The organism is Klebsiella electrica, from assembly GCF_006711645.1.
In the GTDB taxonomy this organism is placed as follows: domain Bacteria; phylum Pseudomonadota; class Gammaproteobacteria; order Enterobacterales; family Enterobacteriaceae; genus Klebsiella; species Klebsiella electrica.
Genome location: NZ_CP041247.1, coordinates 706,545 through 720,554, shown reverse-complemented (window position 1 = coordinate 720,554; position 14,010 = coordinate 706,545). Strand labels below are relative to the sequence as shown.

Annotated in this window: 9 protein-coding genes and 2 pseudogenes; 10 read left to right on the top strand and 1 reads right to left on the bottom strand. The window is 42.8% G+C overall.

Going from position 1 to position 14,010, the window contains the following annotated elements:
* Window positions 1-101: 101 nt before the first annotated feature.
* The 3 genes from Electrica_RS03480 to Electrica_RS03470 all read left to right on the top strand — a co-directional run bounded on the left by Electrica_RS03480 (window position 102) and on the right by Electrica_RS03470 (window position 5,230).
* Window positions 102-2,498, top strand: a complete 2,397-nt coding sequence (locus Electrica_RS03480) for an AAA family ATPase (protein WP_167686214.1) — start codon at window positions 102-104, stop codon at window positions 2,496-2,498.
* Between the two features lie 188 nt (window positions 2,499-2,686).
* Window positions 2,687-3,531 (top strand): IS5 family transposase gene (locus Electrica_RS03475; RefSeq protein ID WP_141963343.1). Its coding sequence is split into 2 segments (ribosomal slippage): window positions 2,687-3,032 and window positions 3,032-3,531, totalling 846 coding nucleotides; the frame shifts between segments, so codons are not numbered across the junction.
* Window positions 3,532-3,637: 106 nt separating this feature from the next.
* Window positions 3,638-5,230: an endonuclease NucS domain-containing protein gene (locus Electrica_RS03470; protein WP_141963461.1), complete on the top strand. Its 1,593-nt coding sequence runs from the start codon at window positions 3,638-3,640 to the stop codon at window positions 5,228-5,230.
* 249 nt (window positions 5,231-5,479) lie between these two features.
* Here Electrica_RS03470 and Electrica_RS03465 read toward each other — a convergent pair whose 3' ends face one another.
* Entirely contained in the window at window positions 5,480-6,391 is a 912-nt protein-coding gene (locus tag Electrica_RS03465; RefSeq protein ID WP_141963459.1) for a LysR family transcriptional regulator, read from the bottom strand.
* Between the two features lie 100 nt (window positions 6,392-6,491).
* Between Electrica_RS03465 and Electrica_RS03460 the strand changes: the two genes are divergently transcribed.
* The 7 genes and pseudogenes from Electrica_RS03460 (at window position 6,492) to Electrica_RS03430 (ending at window position 13,984) form a co-directional block, all read left to right on the top strand.
* Complete coding sequence (locus Electrica_RS03460) at window positions 6,492-7,490, top strand: aldo/keto reductase (RefSeq protein WP_141963457.1); 999 nt, start codon at window positions 6,492-6,494, stop codon at window positions 7,488-7,490.
* 50 nt (window positions 7,491-7,540) lie between these two features.
* Complete coding sequence (locus Electrica_RS03455) at window positions 7,541-8,704, top strand: MFS transporter (RefSeq protein ID WP_141963455.1); 1,164 nt, start codon at window positions 7,541-7,543, stop codon at window positions 8,702-8,704.
* 24 nt (window positions 8,705-8,728) lie between these two features.
* A pseudogene (locus Electrica_RS29245) lies at window positions 8,729-9,792 on the top strand (aldo/keto reductase).
* Between the two features lie 59 nt (window positions 9,793-9,851).
* Window positions 9,852-11,357 (top strand): FAD-dependent monooxygenase, encoded by a 1,506-nt coding sequence (locus Electrica_RS03445; RefSeq protein ID WP_141963453.1) that lies wholly within the window; start codon window positions 9,852-9,854, stop codon window positions 11,355-11,357.
* A pseudogene (locus Electrica_RS03440) lies at window positions 11,339-12,544 on the top strand (acetyl-CoA C-acetyltransferase). Before Electrica_RS03445 ends, Electrica_RS03440 begins: the two are co-directional and overlap by 19 nt.
* Window positions 12,545-12,554: 10 nt before the next feature.
* The gene (locus Electrica_RS03435) at window positions 12,555-13,247 is read left to right on the top strand and encodes an AfsA-related hotdog domain-containing protein (RefSeq protein WP_227699459.1); all 693 of its coding nucleotides are present in this window, start codon (window positions 12,555-12,557) and stop codon (window positions 13,245-13,247) included.
* A 74-nt stretch (window positions 13,248-13,321) separates the two neighbouring features.
* Window positions 13,322-13,984, top strand: a complete 663-nt coding sequence (locus Electrica_RS03430) for an HAD family hydrolase (protein WP_141963451.1) — start codon at window positions 13,322-13,324, stop codon at window positions 13,982-13,984.
* The last annotated feature ends 26 nt before the right edge of the window (window positions 13,985-14,010 follow it).

The window sequence follows — 14,010 nt, the reverse complement described above, 5'->3', positions numbered from 1 at the left end:
CAGATGGTTACTATAGCTCAGACGATTAAGGGACACAGCCTAGCTAACGATCTGTTTCACTTGCAAATCGGCAGCCAATAGCCAGCGCTAAGGGAGTGTTCATGTTCAGTCAGGTTGACATCGATAGTTTCGGTAGTTTTGCGGGCCTCAGTTGGAGAAAGAGCCTTAAGGATGCAGGTAACAACGTCCAGAATTTCAAGAGGCTCAACATCCTCTACGGACGGAACTACTCTGGTAAAACGACACTCTCGCGGATTTTCCGCGCTTTGGAAACGGGGCGCATTCCACATAACTACGTGGATCCAAATTTCACTATTCGTGGTGACAAAGGTGATGTGACACAGGTAGGCCTTGTCGGTCATGGCTATGATGTTCGGGTCTACAATCGGGACTTTGTGAGCGATAACCTAAGCTTTTTGGTCAATCAAACCGACGGAGAGATCAAGACGTTTGCTATCGTTGGTGAAAAGAATAAAGAGATCGAAGATGCCATTATCGCAATCCAAACTAAGCTAGGCAGTGTTGAGTCGGAGGCAGGCCTCCGACATGAACTTGAAGCTAAAAAGAAAGAACGAGATCGAACTAAAGGCAATCATAATACTGCGTCTGATGCTCTGGAAGGCAAACTTCGTTCTCATGCCAACAGTAAGATTAAGCAGAACCGCATATACGGCCCTGCTGTTTACAATATAGACAGCATCAAAAGAGACATTGACTCAGTCAAAAAACCTAGCTTCATACCGCTGACAACCGAAGAACAAGCATCCAAGGTCAACCTATTGAAGCAAGAAGCCTTACCTGATATCGCTGATACCGTATCGATAAGCCTCAACTTTGAGTCAATAAAAAAGGTGGCTGAAGAACTCCTTTCAAGATCGATCAAGCCAACTACGGCGATTCAGGAACTGTTGAATGAGGCGGCTCTTCAAACGTGGGTGAAGCAAGGCATACCTCTACATAAAGATAAGCGGAACACTTGCGCCTTCTGTCGTCAGAACCTTCCTCATGACATCTGGCAGGTATTAGACTCTCACTTCAGTAAAGAATCCTCGGATCTGGAGTCGTGTATCGATTCATGCCTGACTTCCATCGCCAGCGAAATCCAAGCCATTCCTAACTTCTTGACTTTGACTGGTGATAAGTTCTATGCAGAAGAAAAAATCTTATTTGAAGCCAGCAAGAGAGAACTTGCTGAATACCTGAATAGCTACATGCAGGATATCAAAACTCTGAAGGCTGCATTGGATAAGAGAAAGAACACCATTTTTCAGCAGGTTGCCATACCTGTCTACATTCACGATTCGAATGCAATTCAGCGATGCGTAGGCGACATCAATAATCTGATCAGTAGAAACAACAGCCGTACAAGTTCACTGGAAAAAGATAAAAATACTGCTCGCGAATCTCTTCGACTTACCGATGTGGCTTCCTTTATCGGAGACATTACCTACGATACTGAGTTGACCCGTATTGCCAGTCTCAAAACAGATGCTGACACTGCCAACACTGCATTTACCGAGGCAGAAGTCGAAATTATCAAACAAGAAGCCGAAGTGACCCGCCTACAGGGCCAACAGAAGGATGAACGCAAGGGCGCGAAGCGAGTGAATGACCTACTCAGTCACTTCTTTGGTCACGATGGCATCAAACTTGAAGCCAAAGACAATGTTGAGCAGACTTCGGTTAAGTTTGAAGTCACAAGAGATGGTGAATCAGCCTACAACTTGAGCGAAGGCGAATGCAGTCTGATTGCTTTCTGCTACTTCATAGCCAAGCTGGAAGAGCCAGACAGCAAAGGTAAGGATCTGATCATTTATATAGATGACCCAATTTCCAGCCTAGACGGGAATCACATCTTCTTCATGTTCAGCTTGATTGAAAGCCTGATTGCGAAACCCATCAAGAATGCAGATGGAACAAACAGCTTTCGCTACAAGCAGCTTTTTATATCCACCCACAACCTAGATTTCTTGAAGTATCTAAAGAAAATATCACTTCCGAATGAGAAGAATCACGGCGGATGCCAACATTTCATCGTGGAGAGAAACGGAGGGGCAAGTCAGATTTCCCTGATGCCTTCGTATCTGCGAGACTACATCACAGAATTCAACTACCTATTTCATCAGATCTACAAGTGCCGTAATCAAGGTGGAGCGAATGAATCTCATGAACCATTTTATGGATTTGGTAACAACCTCCGTAAGTTCCTTGAGGCATTTTTATTCTTTAAGTTCCCCCACCAAGATGACAAGAACGATGCCTTTGAACGGATCAAGAAATTCTTTGGCGATGAGGATCCGACTGCGATAGCTCTTGTGAATAGACTTAACAACGAGTTTTCACATCTCGAATCGATCCCTGATCGTGGATTCAGACCCGTGGAGATTCCAGAAATTTCCAAGGTGGCAAACTACGTATTGGACAAAATTTATGCAGCAGATCCGCATCAATACAACTCCCTGTTAAAAAGCATCGGCGAACCACCAAGGACACCTTAGGAAACAGAGCACAAAGAGTTTTTAACGGTGAGCGAGGCACCATTCGTGTCTGGAATGCGTCTCTCAAAGACGCCGGAAGAGTACCGGCTGCGATCTACTCCTCTAATGATTGGCATGCAGTGGTTCTAGGCTGTGTCCCTTAATCGTCTGAGCTATAGTAACCATCTGTTTCTACAACATATTGAACTATGGCCCGCTACGACCTTCCCGATGAAGCATGGGATATCATCCAGCCTTTACTGCCCGCTCAACCTGCAACACCACGGGCCGGACGCCCATGGGCGGAGCATCGTATGATCATCAATGGCATGTTCTGGGTGTTGTGCTCTGGTGCCCCATGGCGTGATTTACCTGAACGATACGGCCCATGGAAAACCGTATATAACCGCTTTAACCGGTGGTCTAAGTCGGGTGTGATTAATATTATTTTCAACAGGTTGCTTTCTTCTCTTGATGCTCACGGCCTCGTTGACTGGTCAGCTACTGCGCTGGATGGCAGCAATATCCGGGCACTCAGGTGCGCCGCCGGCGCGCAAAAAAACATCCCGATATCGCCGGAGATCATGGGCTGGGTCGCTCTCGCGGTGGTTTTGGCACCAAAATCCATATGGCGACGGATGCAGGCGGTCTCCCGTTAAATATCGTGCTGAGTCCCGGACAGGCTCACGAAAGCCAGTTCGCATTACGCCTTCTGGACGGAATTGGTGTTCAGCGCCAGAACGGCAGCATGAAACGTCGTGGTTATGCGGTGCTGGCTGACAAAGCCTACTCAGGACATGCGCTTCGCAATGAGCTGAAACGAAAAGGGATAAAAGTGGTTATCCCGCGGAAATCTAATGAAAAAATGGCAGCAGATGGTCGTTCACAGCTTGATCGTGATGCTTATCGTAATCGCAACGTTGTTGAGCGGTGTTTTGGCTGTCTGAAAGAATACCGTCGCATTGCCACGCGTTACGACAAAACGGCGAGGAATTATCTGGCGATGGTGAAACTGGGTTGCATTAGACTGTTTTACAAAAAATTATGCAATTAAAGGACACAGCCTAGTGATGTATACATCGACATTTTGAGGGCATTCCCCATAAAAACTCTTTTTCGACAGATAGATGGTATTTTTAGAAAAACATATGGTGTAAGTCATGAAAATAGCCAAAAGTGAAGCAGATATTCGCGATTTTTTAGCCAAAAATCTCGACATGATCGAGCCAGGATTGATGCTGCAGAAAAAAGAGCAGTATTTAAAGAATGACAATGGGGCCTCTGGTTTCGTTGATATTTTCGCCCGTGATCAGAAAGGGCGAATCGTTATCATTGAAATAAAAAAATCGGATGCTGCTGCACGTCAAGGCCTACAAGAACTAGCAAAGTATGCAGCATTGGTTCGCGCAAGATCTCTGATTAAATCGACCGAGTATAGGTTGATCATACTATCAGTCGAATGGCACGAATTGCTGACTCCTTTTTCTGAATTCTATCATAACACTCGCTACGCCCTGAAAGGTGGGAAAATCTCATTGGGGAACGATGGGCTCCCAGAACACATCAAATGGATTTCTCCTTTACCAAAACAGGCTGAGAGATCCTTTTCTCGGCGACATTTCATTTGGGAATATAACGATATTAAAAAAGCTCGTGCTGGCGCGCAAGCTGGGACCCAATACATGCAGAGAATCGGTCTGCACAACTTCATCTTCGCAGTTATAACGCTCGCCGATGGAAGTCATGGCATCTCACATCTTGTATATTTTTCTCAACAAGAGGAAAGTGCTGAATTCTACCAAGAAATAATAAACAGACGCTTCTTCGGAGAAGCTTTAGAGGAGTTTAATGACTGGCTGGAGGGGATGTCCGAGCCCAGTGACATTTTAGGTGAACTCGCCGACAAAGTCTGGGAGGACAACGAAGAAATCTCATTATATGAAAAAATGGGTGCAGAAGGATTACAGATTTCCCATCCGGAAAAAGCTCAGTATTGGCTCTCAGATGATATGGTTAAAGATGTTGAGATCATTCGGTCTGGACTTTTTGTTGAAGCTAACTTGTCAGATCGTGATCTACTGGCTGAGTTGCGAGGAATGCAAGGTGGATCAACCTATAATATGGATATTGTTGCATCTTTAGCATATAAGCCTGAGATTGATGCGCTTTTAACTGCTACTGATGACGTGTTTTTCTTTAACCCAATCTGGAGGACTAATGTGCATAGTATCGTAGCCCATGCCCTTCATAGGAAAGCAGAATCACTTGAACTGAAAACCTTCTCAAATGACGACATATTGAAAACGTTAGTCTGGACCCCATTTGATCCCCAGAGATATCTTCCTTATCTTATAGTGAAGCTCAACTTTGCGGACCACGAGGAAGTATTTGTAGGCGTAATAGAGTGGAACAGACATAGTCCAAACTGGAAGGATATGGTTGATATTTATTTTGATGGTGATGCTGGTAACCTTATGTTTCACCGTCATTTTGGATCGATCCGTTCACTGGATGGGGAAATTATGGAATTATTGGGATTGAACTACACTCTGCTTCATAAGGATAGGCTTGACAATGAAGAGCCAGCTCAACCAATTATTTTCCAAGGACTTTCATTTTCTCAGAGAAAAAGTTCTCGAAAGGAATATATCGAAATTCTGTCTTGTCAGGATTTCATGTCGAATGCTATTAGCAACGAAGCTAGTTTTGATTTTGAGTTCTCGACAATGTTGAAAACTCGGATGAAAAACTGAAAATTCCCAGCTCATCAGGGGATGATTCAATACTTAAATTACTAACATTTTCTCTCTAAATCTGACACGAGTTTTGAAAATCCCCGTGTCCTTGGTTCGATTATTCGCGGCGAGCCGCTCACCCCTTCGGGGCCAGCGCGACAGGCGCGCTGTTCAACGCCTGCGGCGTTAGCCCGAGTCCGGGCACCACTATTCTTATGTTACGCCTTACTGTGCATTACAGTATTTTACCAGTACTTTGAAATAAAATTACTGTAACGCATTTTTATTCATCGACATCACCCATGTTATGAATGTTCGCAATGGCACCGGGATATGCTTACGGCTTGGGTAGTAAATATTGAAATTATCCGCAGGATAATTAAAATCAGACAGTAACCGGATAAGTCTGCGTTCTTTAATTTTCTCCATAACAAGATTTTCATAAACAAATGCAATTCCTAACCCGGATTCCGCAGCCTGGATCATTGCCACATCGGAATCAATAACCAGATCACCTTTAACAGAAACTTCCGTGGTATTTCCCTGAGGGCTGATAAATTCCCAACGATATAACTCACCACCAGGAAAGCAGCGATTAATACACCTGAAATTAACGAGATCCTTTGGTGAAGAGGGTTCGCCTGCTTCTTTTATGAAATCCGGGCTTGCCACTGGAATAAGAGAGAGTTTTTCTCCAAATGGAATCGCAATCATATCTTTAGGAACATCTTGCGTATAGCGTATACCTGCATCGAAACCTGAGTCTATAATATTGACTTTCCTGTCGGTTGCGAATAGCTCAAGTTTAATATCTGGATATTCATTTTTGAACTTAACGAAGTAGCGTTGAAAGAAGAGATCAAGCACAACTCGTGGCAAATTTACTCTTACCACGCCTTCCGGTTTTGCCCTGTGATAATTAAGATTATCAATGACGCGCCGGTAGTCATTTAAGACTGGAGTAACGTCATTAAGAAACTCATCACCGACAGCGGTCAACGAAAGACTCCGGGTCGAACGATTTAAAAGTCTGACACCCAGTTTTTCCTCAAGGTTATTTATTGCAATCGTTAAAGTGGGTGGTGAAACATTCAACTCTTTTGCTGCCTTACGAAAACTCCCGTGTTTCACAATAAGAATTAGCATTTCAATAAGTTGCAAATCGGGGATGTTTTTCATTGTTAAATTCCATAAAACACTGCATTAGAGATATATTAATTGTTATAAATATAAAATGGAAGTATATATTTAATAACATTTTACATGCGAGGAAAATAAGGTGAAAACACGTTATCTAGGAAAGGATAAATTCCAGGTTTCTGCATTAGGTCTTGGATGTATGGGAATGAGCTTTGCCTATGGTGGCGCCGAAGAATCTCAGGCTATTAACACCATCCACACTGCGGTTGATTTGGGTGTCACCTTCCTTGATACCGCAGAAGTTTATGGCCCCTTTGATAATGAAGTGCTGGTCGGTAAAGCCATCAAAGGAATTCGCGATAAGGTACAGATTGCGACTAAATTTGGTTTCCGCATCCTTCCTACCGGGCAGGGGCTTGAGCGCATGGCTGGCGTTGACAGTCGCCCGGAACATATCCGCGAAGCTGTCGAAGGTTCACTTAAACGTCTTAACATCGAGACTATTGATTTACTTTATCAACACCGTGTTGACCCTACTGTACCCGTTGAAGATGTTGTGGGAACAATGGCTGAACTCCTCAAGGAAGGGAAAATTCGCCATATCGGGCTTTCAGAGGTATCTGCTGAGACTTTACGCCGGGCCAGCAAAGTTCATACTATCACCGCAGTTCAGACTGAATATTCTCTCTGGACTCGTGAGCCGGAAGAAAGCATCATCAAAGCCTGCCGCGAGTTAGGTGTTGGGTTTGTGCCGTATAGTCCTTTGGGACGTGGATTCTTGACCGGGAAAATCACGGATCAGTCAGGCTTCGCCGATGATGATTTTCGTCGAAATCTTCCTCGCTTCCAGAAAGAAGCCATGCAGAAAAACCAACAATTGCTCAGCCAGCTGCAGGATGTAGCCAGTAAATACCGCTGTACCCTGGCACAACTGGCCCTCGCCTGGGTGATGAGCAAGGGAGATGATATTGTTCCCATTCCTGGTGCGCGGAAAATTGAGCATTTGAAAGATAATGCTGGAGCGGCCAGCCTGAACATTTCCAGCGATGATATTAAATCCATTGACCATATCTTCACTCCTGCCAATGTTTACGGATTGAGATATAACCAGGGTGACTTCAATTTAATCGACAAATAATCTCCAGCAATGAATTCTCCCGCCTTTTCTGGCGGGAGATGAGGTTTCATATGAATACAGCCGTATCCCGGGCATCAGGAATGCCTGCAGCCATTTACGCTTTGTCTGTTGGTTCTTTTGGTATTGGTACTACAGAATTTGTTATTATGGGTTTACTTCTTAATGTTGCCAACGACTTTAATATATCCATAACTTTGGCGGCGTATTCCATCACCGCTTATGCATTTGGTGTAGTTATCGGGGCACCTTTACTTACCCCGTTGCCTAGTCGATATAAGAAGAAGCCAGCCCTTATTTTTCTGATGTGCATCTTCTCTGTAGGTAATCTGTGGTGTGGAATTTCAGGAAGCATTACCACTCTGATTATAGCCAGAATCATCACCGCTTTCGCTCATGCTTCTTTTTTTGGGATCAGCTCAGTGTACGCATCTGAACTTGCACCACCAGATAAAAGAGCCTCTGCTGTATCGGCCGTGTTTCTCGGCGCGACATTAGCCAACATTATGGGAGTCCCTCTTGGCGCATGGGTAGGACAACTGTTTGGCTGGCGATACACTTTTTTTATGGTGACCATTATCGGTATATTATCAGCAATATCCGTAATGGTTTTTGTCCCTAACCTGGAAACAAAAAATGAAAACACTGTAAAAATAAAGAATGAATTAAAAGTAATAATATATCCGAAGGTTTTAAAAAGTTTATTGATTACAGCATTTTGTTTTTCTGGCGTATTTGCAGCATTCACTTATATCGCACCAATGCTAAAAAATGTTACAGAGTTGAATGAAAAATACATTCCAGCTGTTCTTGTTTTATTTGGTATCGGCATGGTGGCAGGTAATCACATTGGCGGAAGGTTGACCGATAAAGGAACGCGAAAAGCGCTTCTCATCACATTGTCTTTTCTCATTGCTGTGCTGTGCTTCTTCCCTGTTGCCATATTGACAATACCAACTGCCTGTATCGCGGTTTTTTTACTGGGAATGGCTATGTTTTCAACAATTCCACCATTACAGGTTCAGGCACTCGATAGCAGTGATATATCAAAAAGTATGGTGTCTTCCTGTAACATTGCTGCATTTAATTTAGGCAACGCTGCCGGTGCCTGGTTTGGCGGATTACTCATCACTTACGGCGTATCACTTTCCCATATTCCGTTAGCGGGGGCGCTGTTAACTGCCACCGGCTTCATAATCGCTTATGCAACCCTGTAGTTCATTTAAGGTAAGAGAGTTAATATGAAATATCGTTATTTAGGTTCAACAGGACTATCAGTATCTGAATTGTGCTTTGGTGCCATGACTTTTGGTGAAAAAGGGGCTTTCCTTGGTGCGCCAGGGCGTAACTGGTCTGAATTTGGTGTTGTTCCGGAAAACACCGCTTATGACCTCGTCTACAAAGCGCTGGATGCCGGGATCAACTTTTTCGATACAGCTGACTGCTATAAAAATGGTCAGGGTGAAGAACTGCTGGGTAATGCTCTAAAGGGAAATCGTCAGAAAGTCATCATCGGCACCAAAGGCCGCTGGCAAACAGACCCTAATCCGAACTCCCTGGGAGCCTCTCGTTACCACATTATCAATGCAGTCGAAGATAGTCTGAAGCGCCTTAAAACTGATTATATCGATATATATCACCTGCATGGCTTTGATCCTCGTACATCACTGGAGGATACTCTGCGAACCCTCGACAATCTGATCCGTGCAGGGAAAGTCCGTTATATCGGTGTGTCTAACTACGCAGCCTGGCAACTGGCAAAGCGTTGGGCATTTCTGAACGCCTCGGACTGGAAAAATTCTGCGTATATCAGGGATATTACAATATTGCAGCGAGAGAGCTTGAGCATGAAATCGTCCCACTGAGTGTCGATCAGAACGTTGGAATTACAGTCTGGAGTCCTCTCGCTGGAGGATTCCTGACCGGGAAATATCCGCGCAACCAGGCCTTCCCTGAGGGCAGTCGCCTCGCGAACGCCACCCCCTTTGAATCAGCTCCTATAGCTAACCGCGAGCAGGCTTACCAGACACTGGAAGTCATGCAAGAAATCGCAAGACAGCATAATTCCACCGTTGCTCAGGTGGCCCTTAACTGGCTACGTACCCGACCAGGGATCACTTCTCTTGTCATTGGCGCAACAAAACTCTCGCAGCTTGAAGATAATATTGCTGCACTTTCCTGGGATCTCACCCAGGAGGAAATTGATATTCTCAACAAAGTGAGTGATAAAGAAAAACCTTATCCCTACTGGCATATCTGCAATGTCGCTGGTGACCGCCGTATTGAAGGTGATGTTTATCCGTAATGGATATTAATTAGTCAGCACTCATATGCCCCACCCGGGGCATATAGAGAGGTATTATCGTGAAAAAAATTCTCATTGTAGGCGCCGGTCCTGTAGGCTTAATGACGGGTTGCTACCTGAATAAGTACAATATCGATTTTGATATTATTGATAAAAATACAGAGAGCACAACGTACTCTAAAGCCTTGAGTGTAAGCCCCGCTACCATCAAGGCATTCCACGGATTAAACCTTTCAGAAAAATTAATAGAAAAGGGTCGAAAGGTTGATTCAATACATGCTTATTATAAGAACAACAAATTTCTTCATATAAATAACAAGTATATACCTTCATGTTATAAATTCCATGTTAGCATCCCTCAACCGGAGACAGAGGGTTTACTTGAGGATTACCTTTACAGCTTCGGACACCGTGTTAAACGCGGGCATAAGCTGATATCCTGGACGAAAGAAAATGGAGTTTATAAAACATCGCTTTTAGATGAAAACAAAAAAGAGTATACGTTACCATATAATTTCATTATTGGCGCTGATGGCGCTGCCAGTACCGTCCGAGAATTAGCAAACATTGGTTTTGCCGGGCATGATTATGACATGCATTTTGTTATGGCAGATGTATTGTTTGATAATAAAGTGGATTTACCGGGGACGTCATATCACATCGATGAGTCAGGATTCCTTATTTTCCTGCCAATGCCGAATAACATGGTCAGGATTGTTGTTAAAAAAGAAGGAAAATTGCCGTCTCCTCGCCCAGTGCCAGATCTAAAGGAGATAAATTATTATCTTTCAAAATACTACAATCAGGTAGGTACAGCGTGTGATTTGATATGGTCATCAAGTGCAAACTTCTATAACAGAATTGCTGACGCAAACCATAAGGGAAATGTATTTCTTGCTGGAGACTCATACCACCTGTTTAGTCCGATTGGTGGACAAGGAATGAATACCGGGATTCAGGATGCTGTAAACCTTTCCTGGAAACTCGCATTTTATATCAAAGGATTTGCAACTGCTGAACTATTAAACACATACAGTTCTCAACGCTTCACCGCTGTAAAACAAGTCCTGAATTCGACGGACTATGACACGGGCCTGATTGCGGGGATTTTACCCAAAAAAAGTGTTGATGCGGTTTATTATCCCGAATACTGTAACCGTAATTTTTATCGACAGGATTTACCACTAAAATACGCTGGTTTTTCGGCAATCCAGGAATCTTTACCAGAGAGTATGGCTGGGCACCATGTGCCATATTTTGATTTCACATCCAACAAATATGGATTTAAAAACACATACGATGCTTTTGCTACGGGCAAGGTTATTATTTTCTCAACTAAAAAAGAATGCTCTTCACTTTCACTAATAAAGAATAATTCATACATCAGATTTTTCTCCGTAGAAAAAGATGATTTTGATTTTATGAAGTTACTTAACATAGAAAATGATGAGTATACCGTTCTTAATCCAGATGGATACATTGGATTTACTGGTAACGAATCAGATTTAACCAAATATCTTTCGTTTTTATATGACCAGGAATTATCATGGAAAAAGTTTATATAGTGTCTGCATGCCGTACCCCTGTCGGCAGCTTTCTTGGGGCATTAAAACCTGTATCCGCTGTTGAACTCGCAACTTTAACAGTTAAAAGCAATCTGGAAAAAGCCAAAATCCAACCGGAATGGGTTGATGAGGTGATATGTGGAACAGTATTGTCATCCGGGCAAGGCATGGGGCCAGCACGCCAGGTAGCCTTGAAAGCTGGAATCCCGGCAGAAAAGGTGGCCTATACGCTGAACATGATATGTGGCAGTGGGATGAAAAGCATTTTTGAAGGAATGAACCATATACAATGTGGATATTCGGATATCGTTGTAGCCGCTGGTATGGAAAACATGAGTCAGGCCCCTTACCTGCTAAAAGGTGATATCAGATTTGGTGTTAAATATGGGAACTTCCAGACTGTAGATTCCATCCAGACAGATGGTTTAACTGACGCAATTTCCCATATTCCAATGTGAGAAACGGCAGAATCTATTGCAGATCTATATAAAATATCAAGATCAGAACAGGATGAATATGCTTTCAATAGCCATAAGAAAGCTTCAGGTGCCAGTAAGGCTGGACTGTTCTCATCTGAAATCATCCCTGTGCCCGTACAAGACAAACGGGGAACAACTTTTGTTACAGAAGATGGGCATATCAGGCATGATATCTCTTTAGCACAACTTGAAAAACTAAAACCGGTGTTCAAGACTGACGGTACTGTTACGCCGGGTAATTCGTCTGGTATTAATGATGGAGCTTCTTCTGTGATCCTTGCATCAGAAGAGGCTGTAAAGAAATACAACTTAAACCCTATGGCTGAGATTTTATCATTTGGTGAAGGAGGTGTTGATCCCAAAGTCATGGGGTTGGGGCCTGTCCCAGCAATACAAAATGCGTTACTCCGTTCTCGCTTTCTTCTTAGGGATATTGAACTCTTCGAGATCAACGAGGCTTTTGCCGCCCAGGTTATTGGCGTCGTCAAAAATCTCTCACATGAACATAACGTTCAGGAAAGCGAAATTTTAGAAAAACTAAATATCAATGGCGGCGCCATTGCACTTGGTCATCCTCTGGGCTGTTCTGGAAACCGTATAGTCGTTTCTTTGATTCACTCAATGCATCGTGAGAAAAAGGGAACGGGACTGGCATCGTTGTGTATCGGCGGTGGTATGGGCATAGCACTTATTTTGAAAAACGTCTGAGAGGTGATACATGGAAAAATTAATTGTAGTTGGTGAGAAGTTTACAGACTTCGCAGAAAGAAATGAAAACGTACTGACCGTAAACGAATTTGAACGTTTTGTCTGGTCTGGTGAAATTCAAAATGTTAAGAAAATCATCATCGGCCAAGGAGTTGAACTCGACGACATATCACGAACCATTTGCATCATTCGTCAACATTACCCTGATAAAATCAATGAGATAGTTAATCTGCAGGAACTCTATTATCAAAATAACAGAGATCATCAAAAGCTGGTTCATAAACGCAAAAAAGAAAATATCCTTATCACCTCACCCGAAAGAATAGATAGTAACAATTACAGTGCAAAATTGATTTTGCAAGATTCATCCGAATTATTATGCGATCATCAAACGGGTCAGCATATTCAAGGAATGGTTCTTATTGAAGCGGCAAGACAAACTATCATCGCCACTTCCGAGAAATACTTACTCCAGGAGGCAGGAATTACGATTTCGGAAAAATATTTCACACTAACATCGCTGAATGTTTCGTTTTCATCTTTCGTATTTCCATTACCTGTAACTGTTACTTTAAACGTTTTATCGAAAAAAGCTCATCACATGGTAAGTTTGCATGTGAATGTACTGTCTGTTTTGAACAGACAGGTACGAAGAAAGCAGAAGTATGTTTTACCTTCTGTGTATATGACCTTAACTACATAACTAAAAAAGAATGTGAGCAAGCATCTCTTTGCCATAAAAACTATCTTGTCAGTATTTAACCGGAATCTAAAATTATGAGTATTGCTTTTTTTGACTTTGATGAAACCGTTATAACGGGAAAAAGCATGTTCGTATTCCTGCGGGAATATTCCGAACACTTTCAGTTAAAATGTGGATTATCGTTATCTCAAATAATGAAAAAAATTCATGAACTCAGTAACGCAGGGCAGGATCGCGAGGATATTAACCGATATTATTATTCACTCTTTAAAGGTGAAGAACAATTCCAGATTAGAATGTTAGCTAAAAAATCATTCAATAAAGGATGTTATAATTTCAACTCTGAGGTTGTAAAAAAAATCAAATACCATCAGTCTCGAAATGACGATGTAGTGTTCGTTTCCGGGGCAATGACAGATATTATCCACCCTGCAATGGAGGCGTTGGAAGTAAAAAACTCGATATGCTCCGAACCAATCGTATCAAATGGTTTCTATACAGGTGAGCTAACTAAGGTTTCCATTGGTTATCATAAAGCCGTATATGCCCGACATTACGCTCAAAATCATGATCAACAGCTTGCAGAATGCTATGCTTATGGTGATCATATTTCTGATATTGAGCTGTTACAGTTGGTTGGTCATCCCTGTGCTGTCAATCCATCCCCCGAACTAATAGCCGAAGCTGAAAGACAAGGCTGGCCAATATTGTATTCTCAGAGTAGCGGTCATTTGTGACAAAGTAGATTAAATAAATTTATTCA

What these genes read in the sequence shown, in the direction of transcription:
- Electrica_RS03435 (WP_227699459.1), top strand. Translation starts at nt 12,555, where the DNA reads ATGGAAAAATTAATTGTAGTTGGTGAGAAGTTTACAGACTTCGCAGAA.
- Electrica_RS03480 (WP_167686214.1), top strand. Translation starts at nt 102, where the DNA reads ATGTTCAGTCAGGTTGACATCGATAGTTTCGGTAGTTTTGCGGGCCTC.
- Electrica_RS03430 (WP_141963451.1), top strand. Translation starts at nt 13,322, where the DNA reads ATGAGTATTGCTTTTTTTGACTTTGATGAAACCGTTATAACGGGAAAA.
- Electrica_RS03455 (WP_141963455.1), top strand. Translation starts at nt 7,541, where the DNA reads ATGAATACAGCCGTATCCCGGGCATCAGGAATGCCTGCAGCCATTTAC.
- Electrica_RS03465 (WP_141963459.1), bottom strand. Translation starts at nt 6,391, where the DNA reads ATGAAAAACATCCCCGATTTGCAACTTATTGAAATGCTAATTCTTATT.
- Electrica_RS03470 (WP_141963461.1), top strand. Translation starts at nt 3,638, where the DNA reads ATGAAAATAGCCAAAAGTGAAGCAGATATTCGCGATTTTTTAGCCAAA.